The following is a 19792-nucleotide window of genomic DNA, read 5'->3' as shown; positions in this document are numbered from 1 at the left end:
GAACCACGATGACCACCGAAGCAGTGCGGCCGGGCGAGATGAGCACGGCGAAGCAGCGGTTGATCGAGCAGCGGTTGCGCGGCCGTGCGTCGGCCGGCGCGCCGGACCGGCCGGAGATCCGCAGGCTCACCGGTGACGGGCCGACCGCCCTCTCCCCGGTGCAGCACGGGATGTGGCTGGCCAACCAACTCCTGACCGACAACGCCGTGTACGGCGTCCAGTGGTCGATGTGGCTGCGCGGTGTGGTGGACCGCGGCGCGCTGGCCGCCGCGTTCGCCGCCCTGGCCCACCGGCACGAGGTGCTGCGCAGCGCCTACCCGGAGGGCGAGAACGGCCCCGTGCAGGTGCTCGGCGACGTGTCGGCGGACCTGCTGCGGGTCGAGGAGCCGCACGACCTGGACGGCGCGCTCGCCCTGGCCGCAGCGCTCGCCCGCGTCCCGTTCGACCTGGCCGCCGGGCCGCTGTTCGGCGCGGTGCTGGTGCCGGTCTCCGGGGACGCCGAGGAGCACCTGCTGGTGATCCGGGCGCACCACCTGCTGGTCGACGAGTGGTCCGGCGGCATCCTGGCCCGCGAGCTGACCGCGTTCTACGAGGCGTTCCACACCGGTGCCGAGCCCTCGCTGCCCGAGCTGGACGTCCGTTACGCGGACTACGCGCGGTGGCAGGCCGAACGGGTGGCCGGGCCGCTGGGCCGCCGCCAGCTCGACCACTGGCGCACCGCGCTGGACGGCGCCGCGCCCGTGCTGGAGCTGCCGACCGACCGGGCCCGCGACGTCGCGGACCACCGCGGCGCGACGATCCGCGCCCGGCTCTCCGCCGAGACCTCCGCGGGCGTGCACCGGCTGGCCGCCGCCTCGGGCACGACCGTGTTCAGCACGGTGCTGGCGCTGTTCGCCGGGCTGCTGCACCGCTACACCGGGCAGCCGAGGTTCGCGATCGGCTCGCTGGTCGCGGGCCGGCCGACGCCGCAGACCGAGCCGCTGGTCGGGTTGTTCGCCAACACCGTGGCCATCCCCGTCGACCTGTCCGGCGACCCGACCGCGGCCGAGTCGGTGCGCCGGGTGAACCGCTCGGTGCTCGACGCGCTGGCCCACTCCGACGTGCCGTTCGACCAGGTGGTCGCCGACCTGCGGGTGGAGCGCAGCGCCGAGCACAACCCCGTGTTCCAGGTGCTGTTCCAGGCGTTCGAGGCCGGTGCCACGCCGTGGCGGTTCGCCGGGCTGGCGGTCGAGCCGGTCCCGGTGGACGACGGCCACGCCAAGGTGGACCTGACCCTGTTCGCGATCACCCGGCCGGACTGCGTCGAGCTGGTCCTGACCTACGCGCGCGGCCTGTACGAGGACGCGACCGCGCGGCGGTTGCTGGACCACCTGGCCGAGCTGATCGGCCGCGCCGTCGCCACGCCGGACCGCCCGCTGGCGGAGCTGGACGTGCTCACCCCGGCCGAGCGCGACCGCGCCCTGCGGGGGTGGAACGACACCGACGCGGTGTTCCCCGACGACGCCACCGTGCACGGGCTGTTCGAGCGGTGGGCCCGGGAGGAGCCCGACCGGGTCGCGGTCCGTGCCGTGGACGGCGGTACGGTGACGTACCGGGAGCTGGACGAGCGGGCCAACCAGCTCGCGCACCACCTGCGGGCGATGGGCGTCGGCCGGGAGTCCCTGGTGGCGGCGTGCGTCGGCCACTCGACCGAGATGTTCGTGGCGCTGCTGGGCATCCTGAAGGCGGGTGCGGCCTACGTGCCGCTGGACGCCGCGTTGCCCAGCGCCCGGCTGGAGTGGATCCTCACCGACACCGCCGCGCCGATCGTGGTCACCACGGCCGCGCTGCGCTCGGCCGTGCCGGAGGCGTTCGCGGGCCGGTTCGTGCTGGTGGACGCCGACTGGCCGGAGATCGACGCCCGACCGCGCAGCGCGCCGGAGCCGTTGTCCGACGCCGGGAACCTGCTCTACGTCATGTACACGTCCGGCTCGACGGGCAAGCCCAAGGGCGTGCTGGTGCCGCACGTCGGCGTGGTCAACTACCTGCACTGGGCGATCACCGGCTACGGGCTGGAGGGCGAGCGCGGCGCGCCGATGCTCGGCTCCATCGCGTTCGACCTGTCGGTGCCGAACTTCTGGCTGCCGCTGGTCGGCGGCCGGTGCGTGACGCTGCTGCCGCCGGACCGCAGCCTGGAGACGCTGGCGGGCGTGCTGGCCGACCCGGGCGACTTCAGCCTGCTCAAGATCACCCCCGGGCACCTGGACGTGCTGCGCGGGATGCTCGACCCGGGTTCGGTGCGTTCCGTGCGCACGTTCGTGGTCGGCGCGGACGAGGTCCGGCCGGAGACCGTGGCGGGCTGGAGGCAGGTCGCGCCGAACGCCCGGATCATCAACGAGTACGGCCCGACCGAGACCGTGGTCGGCTGCTCGGTGCACGTGGTCGAGGACGACTTCGACCCGTCGCGGTCGGTGCCCATCGGCAGGCCGATCGACAACATCCGGATGTACGTGCTGGACAGCGGCCTGAACCCGATGCCGGTCGGCGTGGTCGGCGAGCTGTACATCGGCGGCATCGGCGTGGCCCGCGGTTACCTGCACCGGGCCGCGCTGACCGCGGAGAAGTTCGTGCCCGACCCGTTCGGCGAGCCCGGCGACCGGCTGTACCGCACCGGCGACCTGGCCCGCTACCGGCCGGACGGCGAGCTGGACTTCCTGGGGCGCACCGACTTCCAGGTGAAGGTGCGCGGGTACCGCATCGAGCTGGGCGAGGTCGAGGCGCGCTTGGGCCTGCACCCCGGCGTGGTGGACGCGGTGGCCGCGGCCGTCACCGGGGCGGGTGGGCACAAGCGGCTGGTCGGCTACCTGGTCGCGGCGGACCGGGCCGCTCCCCCGACGCCGGCCGAGCTGCGCGCGTTCGTGGCCGAGGTGCTGCCGGACTACATGGTGCCGTCGGTGTTCGTCGTGCTCGACCGGATGCCGTTGACCAGCGCGGGCAAGGTGGACCGCACCGCGCTGCCGGCACCGGGTTCGGCCGCCGCCACCCGCGCCGCCGACGACGCGCCGAGCACTCCCGTGGAGCACCTGCTGGTCGCCGTGTGGCGGGAGGTGCTGGGCCGGTCGGTCGGGGTGCGGGAGAACTTCTTCGAGGTGGGCGGCGATTCGGTGCTGGCGATCCGGGTCGCGGCCCGGGCGCGGCGGGTCGGCCTGGCGATGTCGGTGAGCGCGCTCTTCCGCCACCAGACGATCGCCGAACTGGCCGGCGCGGTCGGCCCCGGTGACGTGATCACTGCCGGTGACGCGGTCGATGCCGGAAACGCGGCGGTCGGGAACGGCCCGGTGCCCGGTGCGGCGGCGTCGACTGGGCCGGATGCGGTGCCGGATGCGGCGGCGACCGGGCCGGATGCGACGGCGGTGGCCGGGCTGGACGCGGTGCGCGGTGCGGCGGCGTTGACGGGGCTGGGCCCAGTGCCCGGTGTGGCGGCGTTGGCGAAGCTCGGTGCGGTGCACCGGTTGTCGCCGTTGCAGGCCGGGATGTTGCTCAGCGCGGTGGCCGACCCGGAGTCCGGCGACTACCTGGAGCAGTTCGTGCTCACCTTCGACGGCGACCTCGACCACGACGCGATGGCGCGGGCGTGGCGGGCGGTCGCCGATCGGCACGCGGCGCTGCGGACCTCGTTGCACTGGCGCGACCTGCCGCACCCCGTGCAGGTGATCCACCCGCACGCGGTCCTGGCGGTGGAGCGCCACGACTGGCGGGACCCCCACCCCGAGCCACCGGCCGAACGGCTCGCCGGGCTGCTGCGCGCCGAGCGCTCGCGCGGGTTCGCCGAGGACCGGCCGCCGGTGCGGGTGCACCTGGTCCGCGTGGCCGAGCAGGCGCACCACGTGGTCTGGGTGCTGCACCACGCCCTGCTGGACGGCTGGAGCATGCCGATCGTGCTGGGCGAGCTGGTCGCGCTCTACCGCGCGTTCGCGGTCGGCGCGCCGGCGCCCGAGCTGCCCGAGCCGGTGGACTCGCTGCGCCACCTCGCCTGGCTGGCCGGTCGCGACCGGGCCGAGGAATCCGCTTATTGGCGCGACGCCCTGGCGGGCTTCACCGAACCGACGCCGATCCCGGCGGTCGGGCCCGAACCCGCGACCACGAAGCGGCCGGCACCGCGCGAGGACCGGGTCGTGCTGTCCGATGAGGACAGTGCGGCGCTGCGGGCGCTGGCCCGTCGCCACCGCGGCACGCTCGGTGGGTTGATGCAGGGCGCGTGGGGCCTGGTGCTGGCCCGCAACAGCGGTCGGCGCGACGTCGTCTTCGGCACGGTGGTCGCCGGGCGGTCGGCGGACCTGCCGGACCTGGACCGCGTGGTCGGCATGTTGATGAACACCGTGCCGACCCGAGTCCGGTTCACCCCCGGCGAGACCACCGGCGACTGGCTGCACCGGCTGCGCGCCGAGCAGTGGGCGCTGCGGCCCTTCGAGCACAGCGTGCCGGGCGAGGTGCGGCGGCACTGCGGCGTGCCGGCCGGGCGGTCGTTGTTCGACAGCATCGTGGTGTTCGACAACGTCCCCACCGGACAGGTGCGGCTGCCGGGCGCGGTGCTGAGCGCGGTCGCGCACGACCACGGCCGGTCCGGTCACCCGCTGGTGCTGGACATCGCGGACCGCGACGCGGTCGAGGTGTCGTTGTTCGCCGACCCCGAGCGGGTGACCGCGGCGGACAGCGCGGCGCTGCTCGCCGAATACGGAGAGGTGCTGGCCCGACTGGCGGCCGGGGCGTCACCGGACGAGGTGCTCGTGTCGTCCGCGGCCCCGGTGGGGGCGACGCGCTTCGAGCCGGCCGCAGCGCCGGTCGTGGCAACGCCGGTCGAACCGGCCGCGGCGCCGGTCGGGTCGCGGTCCGCCGAGGCGGAGCGCATCCTGACCGCGATCTGGTCCGACGTGCTCGGCGTGCCCGACATCGGGCCGCACGACGACTTCGTGGAGTGGGGCGGCGACTCCATCCTCGCCATGCAGGTGGTGGCGCGGGCCCGGGACGCCGGTCTCCGGCTGCGGCCCGGTCACGTGTTCAGCCACCCGACGATCGCCGCACTGGCCTCCGTCGCGAGCGTGGCCGCCACCGGAGCCGCCCCGGCCGACACGACCGGACCCGACGACGACGTGCTGGCGCAGCTGCACGCCCGCTTCGGCGCCGACGCGGTGGCCGATGCCTATCCGCTGTCCGCCCTCCAGACCGGCATCCTGGTGCACTCCATCGGCGAGGACAGCGCGTACGTGCAGGTGTTCGGCTTCCACCTGGACGAAGACGCGGACTCGGAGCGCTGGGAACGGGCCTGGCGGCTGGTCGCACGGCGGCACGCCGCGCTGCGCACCGCGTTCGTCTGGCAGGGCCTGGCCGAACCGCACCAGGTGGTGCTGCGCGCCGAGGACGTGCAGCTGTCCGTGCTCGACTGGCGCGGCCTGCCCGCCGACGAGCGCCCCGACCGGCTCCGCGAGCTGATGACCGCGCAGCAACGCACGCCGTTCGACCTGTCCGCGGCGCCGCCGATGCGGCTCACCCTCGTCCGCACCGGCGACCGGAGCGCGGAACTGCTGTGGCGCACGCACCACATCGTGCTGGACGGCTGGAGCGCGACGGCGGTGTTCCGCGAGGCGCACGCCGCGTACCGGGCACTGGGCGAGGGCGACGCGCCACCGGAACTGCCCGAGCCGACGCCCTACCGCGACTACCTGGCCTGGCTCGCCGGCCGTGACCGCGACGCGGACGCCCGGCACTGGGCGGGCGTGCTCGCCGGGTTCACCGAGCCGACCCCGCTGCCCGCGGCCGATCCGGTCGAGGCGGGTCGGGCCGAGGACGAGAACGAGGACGGCCGGATCGGCAACGGCATCGTGGTCGTCGACGCGCCGGCGGACCTCGTGGCCGCCGTGCACCGGGCGACCCGACGCCATCGCGTCACGGCGGGCGCGCTGGTGCACGCCGCGTGGGCGTTGGTGCTGGGCCACCACGGCGGCCGGTCGGACGTGCTGTTCGGGTCCACCGTGACCGGCCGGTCCGCGCCCGAGGTGCAGGACGTCGTCGGCATGGTCATGAACACCCTGCCGGTGCGGGTCGGCCTGGACGGCGCGGCCCCGGTCGGCGGCTGGCTGCGCGGCGTGCACGAGCAGTTGGTGCGGCTGCGCGAGCACGAGCACTGCACGATGACCGAGGTCCGCAGGCAGGCCGACCCGGCCGACCGGTCCCGGCGGCTGTTCGACAGCATCGTGGTGTTCCACAACGAGCGCTACGGCACGCAGGCCCTGCCGCCCGGCGTGGCGGCGATCGCGTCCACCGAGGCCCTGGACACCGGCTACCCGCTGGTGCTGGACGCCATCCTGCGCGACGGCCTGCAACTGCAGCTCAACCACCAGCGCGACCGGTACCGCCCGGGAACCGCCCGGCGGCTCGCCGAGGACTGCCTGGTGGTGCTGCGGGCCCTGGTCGCCGAGGACGAGCGGACCTTGGGCGAGTTGCCGGCCCTGCTCGCCCCGAGCGTGGTGGGCACCGCGCCGACGGCCGTGACGACCGCGCCCGCCGGGTTCCTGCCGCCGCGCAGCGGCCGGGAGCAGACGATGGCCGACATCTGGGCCGACGTGCTCGGCGTGGACCGGGTCGGCGTGCACGACAACCTGTTCGACCTCGGCGGCGACTCGGTGCTGGCGATCCGGATCGTGTCCCGGGCGCGGCAGGCGGGCATCCCGATCAGCCCGCGCCGCCTGATGGACCACCCCACGATCGCCGGCCTCGCCGTGGACGACCTGGACGCGCGGGCCGCCGTCGCGGTGCACGCGGACCAGGGCGTGATCACCGGGCCGGTGGCGCAGACCCCGGTCCAGCGCTGGTTCACCGAACTGGACTGGCCGCACGACCACTACAACCAGAGCGCCCTGCTGGCCACCGACGAACGCCTGGACCCCGACGTGCTGCGGTCCGCGCTGGCGGTGCTCGTCGGGCACCACGACGCGCTGCGGCTGCGGCTCACGCGCGGCGAGCACGGCTGGGAGCAGCGGCTCGCCGACGTGACCGACGCGCCCGAGGTGCGGGTGGTCGCCGACGACGAGCTGGCCGACGCGGCGGACGAGGCCCACCGCGGGCTGAGCCTCGCCGGCGGTCCGCTGCTGCGGGCGGTGCTGTGCCGCGGGGAGGACGGTGACCGGCTGCTGCTGGTGATCCACCACCTGGCCGTGGACACCGTGTCGTGGGGCGTCCTGCTCGACGACCTCACCACCGCGTACCGGCAGGTGCGCGACGGCGAGCCGGTCGCCCTGCCCGCCAAGACCACGTCGGTGCAGCACTGGGCGTCCAGGTTGGCCGCGCACGCCACCGGCGACGAGTTCGCGGGCGAGGCCGCGTACTGGCGGGGGTTGGACTTCTCCGCCGCCGCCGACCTGCCCGTCGACCACGTGACCGGCGCCCACAGCGAGGGGTCGGCGGTCGAGATCACCACCCGCGTGCCGGCCGGGCTGGTGACCGGCTCGCCGCACCGGGTGGAAGACCTGCTGCTGGCCTCGGTGTCCCGAGCCCTGGCCGACTGGACGGGACGGCGGACCGCCCTGGTCGACGTCGAGCGCCACGGTCGCGAGCCGCTGTTCGCCGACGTGGACCTGTCCCGCACGGTCGGCTGGTTCACCGCGGTGCAGCCGGTGCTGGTCGAGCTGACGGGCGACGCCGCGACCGACCTGGCCGTGGCCGCCGAGCAGCTGCACGGCGTGCCCGACCACGGCATCGGCTACGGGCTGTCCGGCGGGCGGCAGGCCGCGCAGCTCGTGCTGAACTACCACGGTCGGCACACCGGGGGGACGCGCGAGTTCCTGCGGCCGGTCGACGGGCCGACCGGGGTGGCGCGCTCGCCCGAGGGCGTGCGGCCGTACCTGCTCGAAGTGGACGCCGCGCTGGACGCGGACGGCCTGCACGTGACGTGGAAGTTCTCCACCGCCCGGCACGACGGGGCGACCGTGCGCCGCCTCGCGGACGCGGTGCTCGACCACCTGCGGCTGCTGGCGACCCTGCCGGCGCCGCCGGCCGACCCGGTGGCGACCCGGGTGTTCCCGGGCGCGCCGGTGCTGCTGGTGCCCGCCGCCCGTCGGGCGCTGCCCGGCTTGAGCGCCGCCGTGGTGGTGGACGGCGAACCGGTGCGGGCGTTCGCGCACGGCGTGCTGCGGCGCGGCGAGTCCGCGCCGATCACGCCCGGCACGGTGTTCCAGGCGGGCTCGGCGAGCAAGCAGGTCGCCGCGCTGACCGTGCTCCGGCTCGTCGACGCGGGGCTGGTCGAGCTGGACGCGCCGGCCGACGCGCACCTGCGCGGCTGGCGGGTCGGGTCGCGGGTGACCGTGCGGCAACTGCTCGACCACACCGGCGGGCTGACGTTCCACGACTACTCGGGCTACCCGCCGGACGGGCCGGTGCCGCCGCTGGCGGAGGTGCTGACCGGTTCCGCGCGGGTCGACACGCCCGCGGTGCGCGGCGAGCTGCCGCCCGGCGAGCGGTACCGCTACTCGGGCAGCCACTACACCGTGCTCCAGCAGCTCGTCGAGGACGTCACCGGCACGTCGTTCGCGGTGGCGGCCCACGACCTGGTGCTCGCCCCGCTCGGGCTGCGCGCCAGCGGTTACGGGGCGGAGTTCGTGGCCGGTCGGGCCGACGTGGCCAGCGGGCACCGGGCGACCGGCGAGGCGTACCCCGGCGGGTGGCGGGTGCTGCCCGAGCACGCCGCGGCCGGGTTGTGGACCACCGCGACCGACCTGGCCCGGATCACGCTCGAGGTGCACCGGGCCGCGCACGGCCGGTCGTCGCTGCTGCCGGCCTCGCTCGGCGGGCAGCTGGGCACGCCGGGCATGGGTTCCGGCTACGGGCTCGGCGTGTTCGTGTTCCGCCTCGGCGGCCGGACCCGGATCGGGCACGGCGGCGAGACGCCGGGCTACAAGTGCTTGACCACGTTCGACTGGGAGACGGAGGCGGGTCTGGTGGTCATGACCAACGGCGACGTGGGGCGCGAGTTCCTGCGCGAGGTGCACGCCGAGATGGGCGTCGCGGACTTGGAGATCATCCATGACTAGCGTGCTGCGCGACCGCGTGGTCCGGCTCTACCTGGTCGGCCAGTCGTTGTCCGGGCTCGGCGACTCGGCGCTGTGGCTGGCGCTCGCCATCTGGGTGAAGACGCTGACCGGCAGTTCGGCGGAGGCCGGGCTGGTGATGTTCTTCTTCTCCGCCGCCGCGCTGGCCGCGCCCGTGCTCGGCGCGGTGGTGGACCGGGTGCGCCGGTCCCGGCTGCTGGTGTCCGCGAACCTGGTGGGCGCGGTGGTGGTGCTGCCGCTGCTGCTGGTGGACGGCCCCGAGGACGTGTGGCTCGTCTACCTGGTGATGTTCGCCTACGGCGCGGTGAACAAGGTGATCGGGTCGGCGCAGTCCGCGCTGATCGCCGACGTGCTGCCCGCCGACCGGCTGGCCGAGGCCAACGGGTTGCTGCGCTCGACCAGGGAGGCGCTGCGGATCGTCGCGCCCCTGGTCGGGGCCGGGCTGTTCGTCTGGCTCGGCGCGCCCGCGGTGATCGTGCTGGACGCGTTGACGTTCCTGGCCGCGGTGGCGTTCCTGCTGCGGATGCGGGTGCGGGAGGAGCGGCCGGAGCCCAGCGGCCGGGCGTTCGGGGCGGACATCGCGCAGGGCGTCCGGTACGTGGTCGACCACCGCGTGATGCGCTGGCTGGTGCTCGGGTTCGGGGTGGCCGCGCTGGCGTACGGGTTCGGCGAGTCGGGCATCTTCTCGGCGATCGGCGACGGGCTCGGCCTCGACCCGGCGTTCGTCGGCATCACCGGCGTGGTGCAGGGCGCGGCGGCGGTGCTGATCGGGCCGTTCGCGGGGCGGCTGAACCGACGCCTCGGCGAGCTGCGGCTGGTGCGGCTCGGCCTCGCCGGGTACGCGGTGAGCCTGGTGCTGCTCGTGGTGCCGTCGCTGCCGGTGGTGCTGGTGTCGATGGCGGTCGCCGGGGTCTGCCTGCCGCTGGCGGGCGTGGGTCTGATCACCTACCTGCAGACGAACACGCCGAAGAACCTCCAGGGCCGGGTGTTCTCCGCGGCGGACCTGGCGGTGTCCGCGCCGTTGGCGCTGTCGGTCGCGCTGGGCAGCGGCCTGCTCACCGTGCTGGGGTACCAAGTGCTGTTCGCGGTGGGCGCGGTGGTGCTGCTGGCCGGGGCCGCCCTGACCCTGCGGGCGTCGGCCCGGCAGGCCCCGGTGGTGGCCGGCGAACCGCCCGTGCCGGTGGGCGCGGAGCGCTGACGGGCAGCGGGCCGGCCCGGTCGTGCGGCGGCCCGCAACCCGACAGCGCACACCCCGTCGACGTGACAGCGAAGAGGCCGGTGGTCTGCGGACCACCGGCCTCTTCGCACGCGCACGATCAGACCGCGACGGGCGAGTGCTCCCGCACGATCGCCGCGATGGTGGACACCGCGCGCGACACGTCGGCGGCGTCCACGCCCCGGTGGGTGACCGCGCGGAGGGTGCCGCGGCCCAGCTCCGCCAGCCGGACGCCGTCGCGGGCGGCCAGCTCGATGAGCGCGGCGTGCGTCAGGCGCGAGCCGGTCAGCCGGAAGCGGACCATGTTGGTGCGCACGCGGACCTGGTCGACCTCGACGCCCGGCACCCCGGCCAGGCCCTCGGCCAGGGCACGGGCGTTGGCGTGGTCCTCGGCCAGCCGGTCGATCCCGGTGTCGAGCGCGACGAGGCCGGCCGCCGCCAGCACGCCCGCCTGGCGCATCCCGCCGCCGAGCATCTTGCGCAGCCGGCGGACGGCGGCCACGAAGTCCGCCGAACCCACCACCACCGACCCGATCGGCGCCGACAGCCCCTTGGACAGGCAGAACTGCACCGAGTCCGCGTGCCGGACCAGGTTCGCCGGCGGCACGCCGAGCGCGACGGCGGCGTTGAAGATCCGCGCGCCGTCCAGGTGGAACCTCATCCCGTGCGCGGTGGCGAAGTCGGCCACGGTCGCCAGTTCGGCGGCCGTCAGCGCGACGCCGCCCGCCCGGTTGGCCGTGTTCTCCACGCACACCACGGCCGGCACCGCGAACTGCGGGTCGTCGACGTCCTCCGGCAGCGCGGCGAGCAGGGACTCCGGCCGCGGTCGGCCGTGCTCGTCGGTCTCGACCGGGTGCAGCGCCAGCCCGCCGAGCACCGAGACGCCGTGGGCCTCGTAGGCGTAGATGTCCGAGTCCCGCGCGGCCAGCACGCCCGTGCCGCGCGGCGCGTGGGCCATGATCGCGGCCAGGTTGGCCATGGTGCCGCTGGGCAGCAGGCAACCGGCCTGCTTGCCGAGCAGGTCCGCCGACCGCTCCTCGAGCCGGGCCACGGTCGGGTCCTCGCCGTAGACGTCGTCGCCCAGCGGCGCGCCGACCATCGCGGCCAGCATCTCCGACGTCGGGGTGGTGAAGGTGTCGCTGCGCAGCTCCACGATCGAACTCGGCATGGCACGTCCTCTTCTCAACGGGTGGCCGGCACCGGGATCGGTGCGGTCGCGATCCGGATGCGCGCGTGCGCCGATCCCGCCCGCGCGATGGCCTGCGCCGCCGTCGCGCCCACGGCGATGACGTGGCCCCGGCGGTCGGTGAAGCTGTGGTCGGGGGTCAGCCGCTCCCCCGGTGTCGCCGTGCACACGGCTTCGGTCACGCCCGGGGCCCGGCGCGCGTCGTCCACACCGGACACCGAGGTCACGACGCCGGCGGGCGGCACCAGGAAGCGGATCGAGGCGTGAGCCGGTGCCGCGGGCGCCGACGGGGAGGGCGGCGCCAGGCCGGCGGCGTGGGCGACCACCTCCGCCACCAGGTCCCGTCCCGACGCGTGCCGCACGAGGCGGGGGATGAGGCCGCCCGCCAGCCGCGGGTTGACCTCGATCAGCCACGGTCGGCCGTCCGCCCAGCGGAACTCGACGTGCGCGGTGCCGTCCGGCAGGCCGCACGCCTCCAGCGCCGCCAGCGCGGCCGAGCCCAGCGCGGCGGACGTCGACCGGGGCACGGGCGCGGGGAAGTCGTGCCCGTGCTCGACGAAGTGCGGCTTCGGGCCGAGGTGCTTGGCGGTCACGCCGACGAGCTCGCCCGCCAGCACCTCCACCGAGAACTCGGGACCGGTGATCTCCCGCTCCACCAGCACCTCCGCCGCGCCGTCGGCGAACAGCCGGGCGGCCCAGCGCCCGGCCTCCTCGGGGTCGGCGCACGCGCGGACCCCGCACGAGCCGGAACCGCGGCCCGGTTTGACCACCACAGGGCCGAACGCGCGGGCCGCCGCCACCGCGTCGGCGGGCGTGCGGCACCCCGCGAAGTCCGGCGCCCCGAGGTGGCCCAGCCGCTCCCGGGCGGCCACCTTGTCGCGGCAGAGGGCGATCCCGTCCGGGTCCACGCCGGGCAGCCCGAGGTCCCGGGCCACGGCGGCGGCCACGCCGATGAAGTACTCGCTGCTGCTGGTGACGCCGCGCAATCCCGGCAACGCCGCGCACGCGGTCCGCACGGCCTCCGCCGAGGCGGTGTCCACCGGCAGCACGTCCAGGTCCAGCTCGGCCGCGTACGGGTAGTGCCGCTCCCCCTTGGTGAGCAGCACCGGGCGCAGGCCGAGCCGGCGGGCGGCCACCGCGAAGTCGCGGCCGGTGCCGGTGGTGTTGCTCTCCACCAGCGCCAGCCGACCCGCGCTCACCGCCCCGCCCCGGCGACCAGCGCGTGCACCGCGGCCGACCGCTCGTCGTCCGCGGCCCGCACCCGGCCGGCCCAGGCCCGCGCGTCCCGCACCCGGTCCCGCCAGTCGGCCAGCAGCCGCGCGTGGGCCCGGTCGAACGAGCGCGGACCCGGCCCGCCGCCGAAGTCGGTCGCCGCGCAGACCGCGGCCGGGTCCAACCCGGTGAGCACCGCGCCCAGGTCCACCGGGAACCCCTCGTCGCACAGGACCCGGTCGAGGTCGGCGGAGGCCGCCACCATCGCGGACCCGGACACGGGACCGCCGCCCGCCAGGCCGGTGATCAGCCGGCCGACCGCGCGGTGCGCGACCCGGAACGGCACCCCGGCGGTGACCAGTCGGTTGGCCAGCGCGGTCGCCACCGTGCCGCCGCGGTCGGCGTCGGCGAGCATCGCGCCCGCCCTCGGCCGCGCGCCGGCCACGACGGACAGCGCGAGCCCGAGCACGTCGACGAGCTGCCCGAACGCGGGCCAGACCGGCGCGACGGCGTCCGTGGTCGCCTCCACCGAGTTGCCGAACGGCACCCCGCGCGTGACGCTCGCCGCCGCCGTCCACGCGCCGATCAACGCGCCGGCGCCGCCCTTGATGTGCTCCAGCAGGAACGGGTTGCGCTTCTGCGGCATGGCGGAGCTGGAGCCGACCAGGCTGTCCGGGAAGTCGACCAGGCCGAACTCGGGCGTGCTCCACAGCTGGAGGTCGGCGGCCAGCCGGGACAGCGTCAGCCCGGCCAGCGCGCCCGCCGACAGCAGCCGGACCAGCCCGTCACGCGAGGCGACGGAGTAGCCCGCGTGCTCCACCGGCTCGTCGAACCCGAGCAGCCGCGCCGTGTGCGCCGGGTCGACCGGCACGTCGGTGCCCGCGCCCGCCGCCGCGCCCAGCGGGCACCGGCGCAGCGACCGGGCGGCGTGCCACACGCCGGTGATGTCCTCGTCCAGCGCCTCTGCGATGCCCAGCAGGTACCAGCCGTAGCTCACCGGCACGGCGGGCTGGTACTGGCTGAACGCGGGCATCACGGTCCTGCGGTGCCGCCGTGCGGCGGCCAGCAGCACGGCCTGCAGCCGCAGCAGCCCGCTCAGCACCGCCGCCACCTGCTCGCGGGCCCGCAACTGGTGCACGGTGGCCTTCAGGTCGTTGCGGGAGCGCCCGGTGTGCAGGACGCCGCCGACGGCGGGGCCGAGCAGCCCGATCAGGTGCTCCTCGTACAGCAGGTACGCCCCGCGCACCGCGGGCCGCCCGCGCAGCGGCGCGAACCCGTCACCGCGCAGCCGGTCGATCTCGACCAGCAGCGCGGCGGCGGACTCCGGCGCGATCAGCCCGCGCGCGGCGAGCATCAGCAGGTGCGCCTGGTCGATCGTGCTGACCCAGGGCAGTTCGGCGTCGATCCCGGCATCCGCGGTCGCGCCGAACACGATGCGCGCGGAGCGGGCGCCGAGCCCGCCGACCACCCGCCCGGTGCCCACCGCGGACCTCGGCGGCGCGACGGTCGGCACGTCCATCACGCGACTCCCGCCAGGTCCGCGCCCACGACCTCGGCCAGCGAACGGCGTCCCCACGGCAGCCGGGACCAGCCGGCCACCGCGTCCGAGGCCGTGCTCGCGGTCACCGGCGCGCCGGCGGGCGCGTCGGCGGACCAGCCGCCCGCCGCCAGCCACCCGTCGTCGTACACCGTGTCGAGGTAGCGGTACCCCTCGTCGGGCAGCACCACGACGGTCAGCGCGTCCGGGTTGCGCGCCGCCCACCACGCGCCGGCCAGGTAGGACGCGCCGCTGGTCGGCCCCATGAACAGGGCGTGCCTGCGGTGCAGGTCCCTGGTGGCGGCGTAGGCGCGGCCCGCGTCGACCCAGTGCACCTCGTCGAACTGCCGGTGGTCCAGGTTCGCGGGCACCAGGCTGTTGCCCAGCCCGCGCAGCGCCCGCAGCCCGTCGGGCTGGCCGAACAGCACGCTGCGGTGGGTGTCCACGCCGACGGCCCGCAGGTCCGGGAACGCCTCGCGCAGCGCGCTCGCCGTGCCGCACATCGAGCCGCCCGACCCGACCGGGCCGACCAGGCAGTCCACCTGGCCGAGCTGGTCGGCGAGCAGCTCGGCCACCAGCGCGTAGGACGCCGGGTTGGCAGGGTTGGCGTACTGCTCCGGGCAGAACGCCGACGGCAGCGAGGCCATCAGCTCCGCCACCCTGGCCAGCCGGGTGGCCTGGTAGCCGCCGCCGGGCGCGCGTTCGCGCACGATGTCCACGGTCGCGCCGAGGTCTTCGAGCCTGCGTTGCAGGGGCGCGTCGATCACCGGGTCGCTGACCAGCACCAGCGGCCGCCCGGTGATCGCGCACTCCATGGCCAGCGCCAGCCCGAACGTGCCGGAGGTGGTCTCGACGACCGTCGTGCCCGCCTCCAGCAGGCCCTGGTCGGCCGCCTGCCGCATGATGTGCCGCGCGGGCACCATCTTCATCAGCCGGTAGGCCAACGCGTAGAGGTTGTCCGTCAGGCGCACCACCACGGGGATCCGGTACGCCTCGACCACGTCGCCGAACGCGGGCACGGCTCAGCCCCCGGACCGCGTGCGCAGGCTGAGCGGGCGCATGTCGGTCCACACCCGCTCGATGTGCCCCAGGCACTCCTCGCGGGTGCCCGTCGCGCCGCCGTCGCGCCAGCCGGCCGGGACGTCCCGACCGGCCGGCCAGATCGAGTACTGCTCCTCGTGGTTCACCACGACCTTGAAGGTCGCCTCGCTGTCGGACACGGTCTCCGCCTCTCGCCGTCGTGCCGGGGACACCAGGTTCCGACGGCCGTTTACCGCGGTCCTATCCCGCCGCTATCGCCCGGTCGGCGTCGATCGGCCACCGATGCCGGATCGATAGGACCGGGCGGTTCAGTGGTGGCAGTCCCGTGGATCCGGCGACGGTGTCACCCAGCCGGTCCGGCCCCCGTCGAAGGCAGGTCGAAGTCCCATGAGCATTCCCGCCGAAGGATCAGTGCGCCCGGCCGCGTGGCCGTGGCCCGATGACGAGTTGCACGTCGACGGTGTGCTGCTGCTGCGCCGGCTGGCCGAGATCTCCCGCATCGGCGCCCGGCCGGGGCGGGGGATCACCCGGCTCGGCCTCACCCCCGAGGAGACCGCGGCCCGCGCGTACCTCGCCGAGCAGTGCCGCCGCGACGGGCTGGTGGCCCGCACCGACGAGGCGGGCAACCTCGTCGTGCGGCGGCCCGGCGCCGCTCGCCCGGACCGGCCGGTGCTGCTCATGGGCTCGCACATCGACACGGTGGTCGACGGCGGCAGGCTGGACGGCACCTACGGCGTGATGGCCGCGTGCGAGGTGTTGCGGGTGCTGGCCGCGCACGACGTCGAGCTGGCCTACGAGCCGGTCGCGGTGGCGTTCACCAACGAGGAGGGCGCGTTCTTCCCCTACCCGTTCTTCGGTTCCCTCGGCCTGGTCGGCCGGGTGGACACCGAGCACGCCCGGCGGATGACCGCGAACGGCGTGGCGCTGCCGGACGCCCTGCGCGCCGCGGGCGGCGACCTGGACAACATCGCGGACGCGGCGTGGCCCGCCGGGTCGGTCGCGGGCTACCTGGAGCTGCACATCGAGCAGGGCCCCGTGCTGGAGCAGGCGGGCGTCCCCATCGGGGTCGTTCAAGCCATCACCGGCCGCACCATCCTCGACATCACCGTGCGCGGCGACCAGGACCACGCCGGCACCACGCCGATGTGGGCCCGCCGCGACGCCCTCACCGTGGCCGCGCGGGCGGTGCTGGCGATCGAGAAGCTGGCCCGCACCCGCGACCTGTGCCGGGTGTCCACAGTGGGCCGGATCAGCGTGGACCCGGGCACCACCAACGTGATCCCCGGCACCGCGCGGCTCACCGCCGAGATCCGGGACGGCCGCGCGGACCGGCTGCGCGCCGCCGAACTGGCGATCACCACCGAACTGGCGCAGCTCGCCGAGGCGACCGACACCGGGATCGAGGTGCTGCCCGCCCGGATCACCCAGCCGGTCGCCACCGACGACGCGCTGAGCCGCGCCATCGCCGACGCGGCCGACGGCCTGGGCCTGCGGCACGCCGCCCTGGACAGCGGGGCGGGCCACGACGCGCAGGTGGTCGCGTCCCTCGCGCCGATCGGGATGATCTTCGTGCCGAGCCGGGACGGGATCAGCCACGCACCGCACGAAGACACCGACGACACCCACCTGGTGGCGGGCGCGGACACGCTGCTGCGCACCGTGCTCGGGGTGGCGCGGCCATGAGCCACGAGGAGGAGACCATGACCAGTCCACAGAGGATCGCGGTGTTCTGCGGCGCCAACCCCGGTCGCGGCGGCGCCTACCTGGCCCGCGCGGCCGAGCTGGGCGCCGAGCTGGGCAGGCGCGGCATCGGCCTGGTGTACGGCGGCAGCGGGGGCGGGCTGATGGGCGCGGTGGCCGACGGGGCGCTCACCTCGGGCGCCCACGTCACCGGCGTCATCCCCCACCACCTGACCCAGTACGACCCGGTGAAGACCGACATCGACGAGATCCACCTCGTGGACACCATGCACGAGCGCAAGTCCATGATGTACCGGCTGGCGGACGCGTTCATCGTGCTGCCCGGCGGTTTCGGCACCTTCGACGAGCTGTTCGAGGCGTTGACGTGGGTCAAGATCGGCCTGCACGACAAGCCCGTGGTGCTGCTGGACGTGGACGGCTACTACCGCCCGCTGGGCGCGCTGCTGGACCGCAGCTCCCGCGAGGGCTTCATCTCCGGCGGCGAACGCGGCCTCGTGCGGCTGGCCTCGACCGCGGAGGAGGCGCTGGACCTGTGCGGCGCACGACGGGTCGCCGAGCTCGCCGCCCGCTGACCACCCCGCCGAACGGCCCGGGACCCGGATCCGACCGGGTTCCGGGCCGTCGCCTCGGCCCCGATCGGAGCCGGTCGACCCTCCGCCACCGGCCCGCGGTCGGTGCGGTGCCTCGACCGCGCCACGGTGGCCGCCCGGCCCTCCCCGGCCGGGGAACCGCGGCACGATCTCCGCGCTACCGGTCCGTGTCGCGCGCGGATCCGACGCGTGTCACGTCCGGAGGATTTTTCCGTTCGGGCTCAGCGGCAGCTCGTCGCAGTGCTCGAAGCGGTGCGGGAGCATGTAGGGGGGCAGGTGCTCGCGCACTAGGTCGATCAGGTGACTCACCGGCACCGGATTACCCGTGTAACGGGCGACGAGATCCGTCCGATCGCTTTGCGTGACCGCATTCACCACCGCTTCGCGGACATCCGGGTGACGACACAGAACAGATTCCACCTCACCCGGCTCAATGCGGTAACCACGAATTTTCACCTGGTTGTCCACGCGACCAAGGAATAGCAGCCGGCCATTCTCCTCGGCGACCCGGTCGCCGGTCCGGTACCAATGCCGGTCGGTCGGCACGCGGTCCTCGAACACCCGCGCGCGGCCGCCCTCCCAGGCCGTGAACCGGCCCGCGTTGTCCGCCGGGTCGAGGTAGCCGTCGAACCGCTGCGGCCCGCGCACGCACAGCTCGCCCACCGGCGCCGGCCGGCCGTCCTCGTCCAGCACGACGTGCTCCATGTGCGGGTAGATCCGGCCGATCGGCACCGTGGGCAGCCCGTCCTCGTCCCCGGTGAGCTCGTGCCTGCTGACGGAGATCGTCACCTCGCTGGGGCCGTAGGAGTTCAGCAGGCGGCTGTTCGGCGCGGCCCGCCGCCACCGCGCGGCCTGGCCGGGCAGCAGCCGGTCCCCGCCGAACACGCTGCGCCGCAACGTCGGCATGCTGCCCGGTTCGAGCCCTTCCAGCCGTTCCGCGACGGCGATCGTCGACGGCACCGACCACCAGTGCGTGATGCGGCGGTCGCGCACGTACCCGACCGGTTTGAGCACCTCGTGCGGCTCGGGCACGACCAGCGTCGCGCCGGCCGTCCACGCCAGCCACATGTCCGCGACGGACGGGTCGAAGGTGAGGTCGAAGGTCTGCGACACCCGGTCGCCCGCCGCCATGCCGCGCCGCGGCCCGTTGAACCGGAGCCAGGGCAGCAGGTTGCGCCACCGGATCGGCACGCCCTTGGGCCGGCCCGTCGAGCCCGAGGTCGACACCACGTAGACCAGCGGGTCCGGGTCGTCGCGGGCAGGCGCCGGGGCGACCGGACCGGTCAGCGCCTCGTCCGGGGTGAGGGCCAGACCACCGCCCAGGGCGCTGAGCTGCGCGGTGTCGGCCGCGTCGGCGAGCACGAGGTCGACGCCGGCCGCACGCGCGAACAGCTCGTTGCGCGCCCGCGGGAACGCCGGGTTGAGCGGCACCACGGCCGCGCCCAGGCGCACGGCCGCCAGGTAGCCGGTGAACGCCACCACGCCGCGCGCGGCGAGCAGGCCCAGGCGCGCGGGCGGTCCGCCGTTGGCCCGCCCGACCAGACCCGCCACCCGCTCGGCGGCCCGCGCCAACTCCGCGTAGGTGAGCCTGCGGCCCTCCGCTTCGAGCGCCACGAACCCGCGGTGCGTGGCGGCGCTCGAGGTGAACAAGTCCCACAACGACACCACGCCCATTGGCGCCCTCCCGGTCCACCGCGGTCCGTTTCGGGTTTCTCCGACCGCCAGTGAACCACAAATTGCCGGCGGACCCGGACGGCGTATTCCCGGGAACGCGGTCGAGACCGATCGCCCGACGTGCACCGAATTGATCTTGGGCGCGTGGACCCCTTCCCCTCCCGATCCGTTGTGGTACGGTCCGACTGAATGGGGAAATTGACTGTCGGACGGTTCGGGGACCGGCTCGGTCGAATTTGCGGTGAGCCCTTTCCGGATCGTCTTGTGCCGATCGAGGGGGATGCGATAGTGGCGCTCGACCGTGACGAACTCCTGCTCGACCTGTGGCGGGAGGTCCTCGGACCGGCGACCGATCCCGCGGTGGGGTTCATCGAGGCGGGCGGGGACTCGTTCAAGGCCGTGCTGCTGGCCACGCGGGTGTTCGAGGCGACCGGGCGCGACCTGGACTACCTCGACGTGCTCCAGGCGGACGGGCTCGACGCGCTGCGGCTGCTGGTGACCGGCGCGGAACCCGCCGGGCCGCGCGGCTGAGCCGAGCGTCCCGCCCCGCCCCGT

General features: G+C 75.2%; 11 protein-coding genes. 5 read left to right on the top strand and 6 right to left on the bottom strand.

The annotated features are described in order from the left end of the window. Positions 1 to 8: 8 nt before the first annotated feature. Both AB0I91_RS32455 and AB0I91_RS32450 read left to right on the top strand, forming a co-directional pair. Entirely contained in the window at positions 9 to 9062 is a 9054-nt protein-coding gene (locus tag AB0I91_RS32455; protein WP_499640372.1) for an amino acid adenylation domain-containing protein, read from the top strand. Beyond that, positions 9055 to 10278 (top strand): MFS transporter, encoded by a 1224-nt coding sequence (locus AB0I91_RS32450; RefSeq protein WP_498783202.1) that lies wholly within the window; start codon positions 9055 to 9057, stop codon positions 10276 to 10278. The genes AB0I91_RS32455 and AB0I91_RS32450 overlap by 8 nt, the downstream gene beginning before the upstream one ends. Before the next feature lie 118 nt (positions 10279 to 10396). On the opposite strand, the gene AB0I91_RS32445 is transcribed toward AB0I91_RS32450, so the two are convergent. The 5 genes from AB0I91_RS32445 to AB0I91_RS32425 are packed head-to-tail and all read right to left on the bottom strand — an operon-like array spanning position 10397 to position 15451. Continuing rightward, the gene (locus AB0I91_RS32445; RefSeq protein WP_499640370.1) at positions 10397 to 11464 is read right to left on the bottom strand and encodes a GntG family PLP-dependent aldolase; all 1068 of its coding nucleotides are present in this window, start codon (positions 11462 to 11464) and stop codon (positions 10397 to 10399) included. 14 nt (positions 11465 to 11478) lie between these two features. After that, complete coding sequence (locus AB0I91_RS32440; RefSeq protein WP_499640368.1) at positions 11479 to 12681, bottom strand: ATP-grasp domain-containing protein; 1203 nt, start codon at positions 12679 to 12681, stop codon at positions 11479 to 11481. Next, positions 12678 to 14213 (bottom strand): argininosuccinate lyase, encoded by a 1536-nt coding sequence (locus AB0I91_RS32435; RefSeq protein ID WP_498783208.1) that lies wholly within the window; start codon positions 14211 to 14213, stop codon positions 12678 to 12680. Before AB0I91_RS32435 ends, AB0I91_RS32440 begins: the two co-directional genes overlap by 4 nt. After that, a complete protein-coding gene (locus AB0I91_RS32430; protein WP_499640366.1) occupies positions 14213 to 15250 on the bottom strand; it encodes a cysteine synthase family protein in 1038 nt (345 codons plus the stop codon). The genes AB0I91_RS32435 and AB0I91_RS32430 overlap by 1 nt, the downstream gene beginning before the upstream one ends. Before the next feature lie 3 nt (positions 15251 to 15253). Next, complete coding sequence (locus tag AB0I91_RS32425) at positions 15254 to 15451, bottom strand: MbtH family protein (protein ID WP_230572455.1); 198 nt, start codon at positions 15449 to 15451, stop codon at positions 15254 to 15256. A 208-nt stretch (positions 15452 to 15659) separates the two neighbouring features. Between AB0I91_RS32425 and AB0I91_RS32420 the strand changes: the two genes are divergently transcribed. Both AB0I91_RS32420 and AB0I91_RS32415 read left to right on the top strand, forming a co-directional pair. Next, positions 15660 to 16955 (top strand): Zn-dependent hydrolase, encoded by a 1296-nt coding sequence (locus tag AB0I91_RS32420; protein WP_498783211.1) that lies wholly within the window; start codon positions 15660 to 15662, stop codon positions 16953 to 16955. 17 nt (positions 16956 to 16972) lie between these two features. Then, positions 16973 to 17545, top strand: a complete 573-nt coding sequence (locus AB0I91_RS32415) for an LOG family protein (RefSeq protein ID WP_498783213.1) — start codon at positions 16973 to 16975, stop codon at positions 17543 to 17545. Positions 17546 to 17755: 210 nt separating this feature from the next. On the opposite strand, the gene AB0I91_RS32410 is transcribed toward AB0I91_RS32415, so the two are convergent. Beyond that, the gene (locus AB0I91_RS32410; RefSeq protein ID WP_499640364.1) at positions 17756 to 19237 is read right to left on the bottom strand and encodes an amino acid adenylation domain-containing protein; all 1482 of its coding nucleotides are present in this window, start codon (positions 19235 to 19237) and stop codon (positions 17756 to 17758) included. 288 nt (positions 19238 to 19525) lie between these two features. Here AB0I91_RS32410 and AB0I91_RS32405 point away from each other — a divergent pair, with 288 nt between their 5' ends. Then, a complete protein-coding gene (locus AB0I91_RS32405; RefSeq protein ID WP_498783216.1) occupies positions 19526 to 19768 on the top strand; it encodes a phosphopantetheine-binding protein in 243 nt (80 codons plus the stop codon). The last annotated feature ends 24 nt before the right edge of the window (positions 19769 to 19792 follow it).

The organism is Actinosynnema sp. NPDC049800, from assembly GCF_040656635.1.
Taxonomy (GTDB): domain Bacteria; phylum Actinomycetota; class Actinomycetes; order Mycobacteriales; family Pseudonocardiaceae; genus Actinosynnema.
The sequence above is the reverse complement of the archived record's forward strand: the minus strand, read 5'-3'. Positions and strand labels throughout refer to the sequence as shown.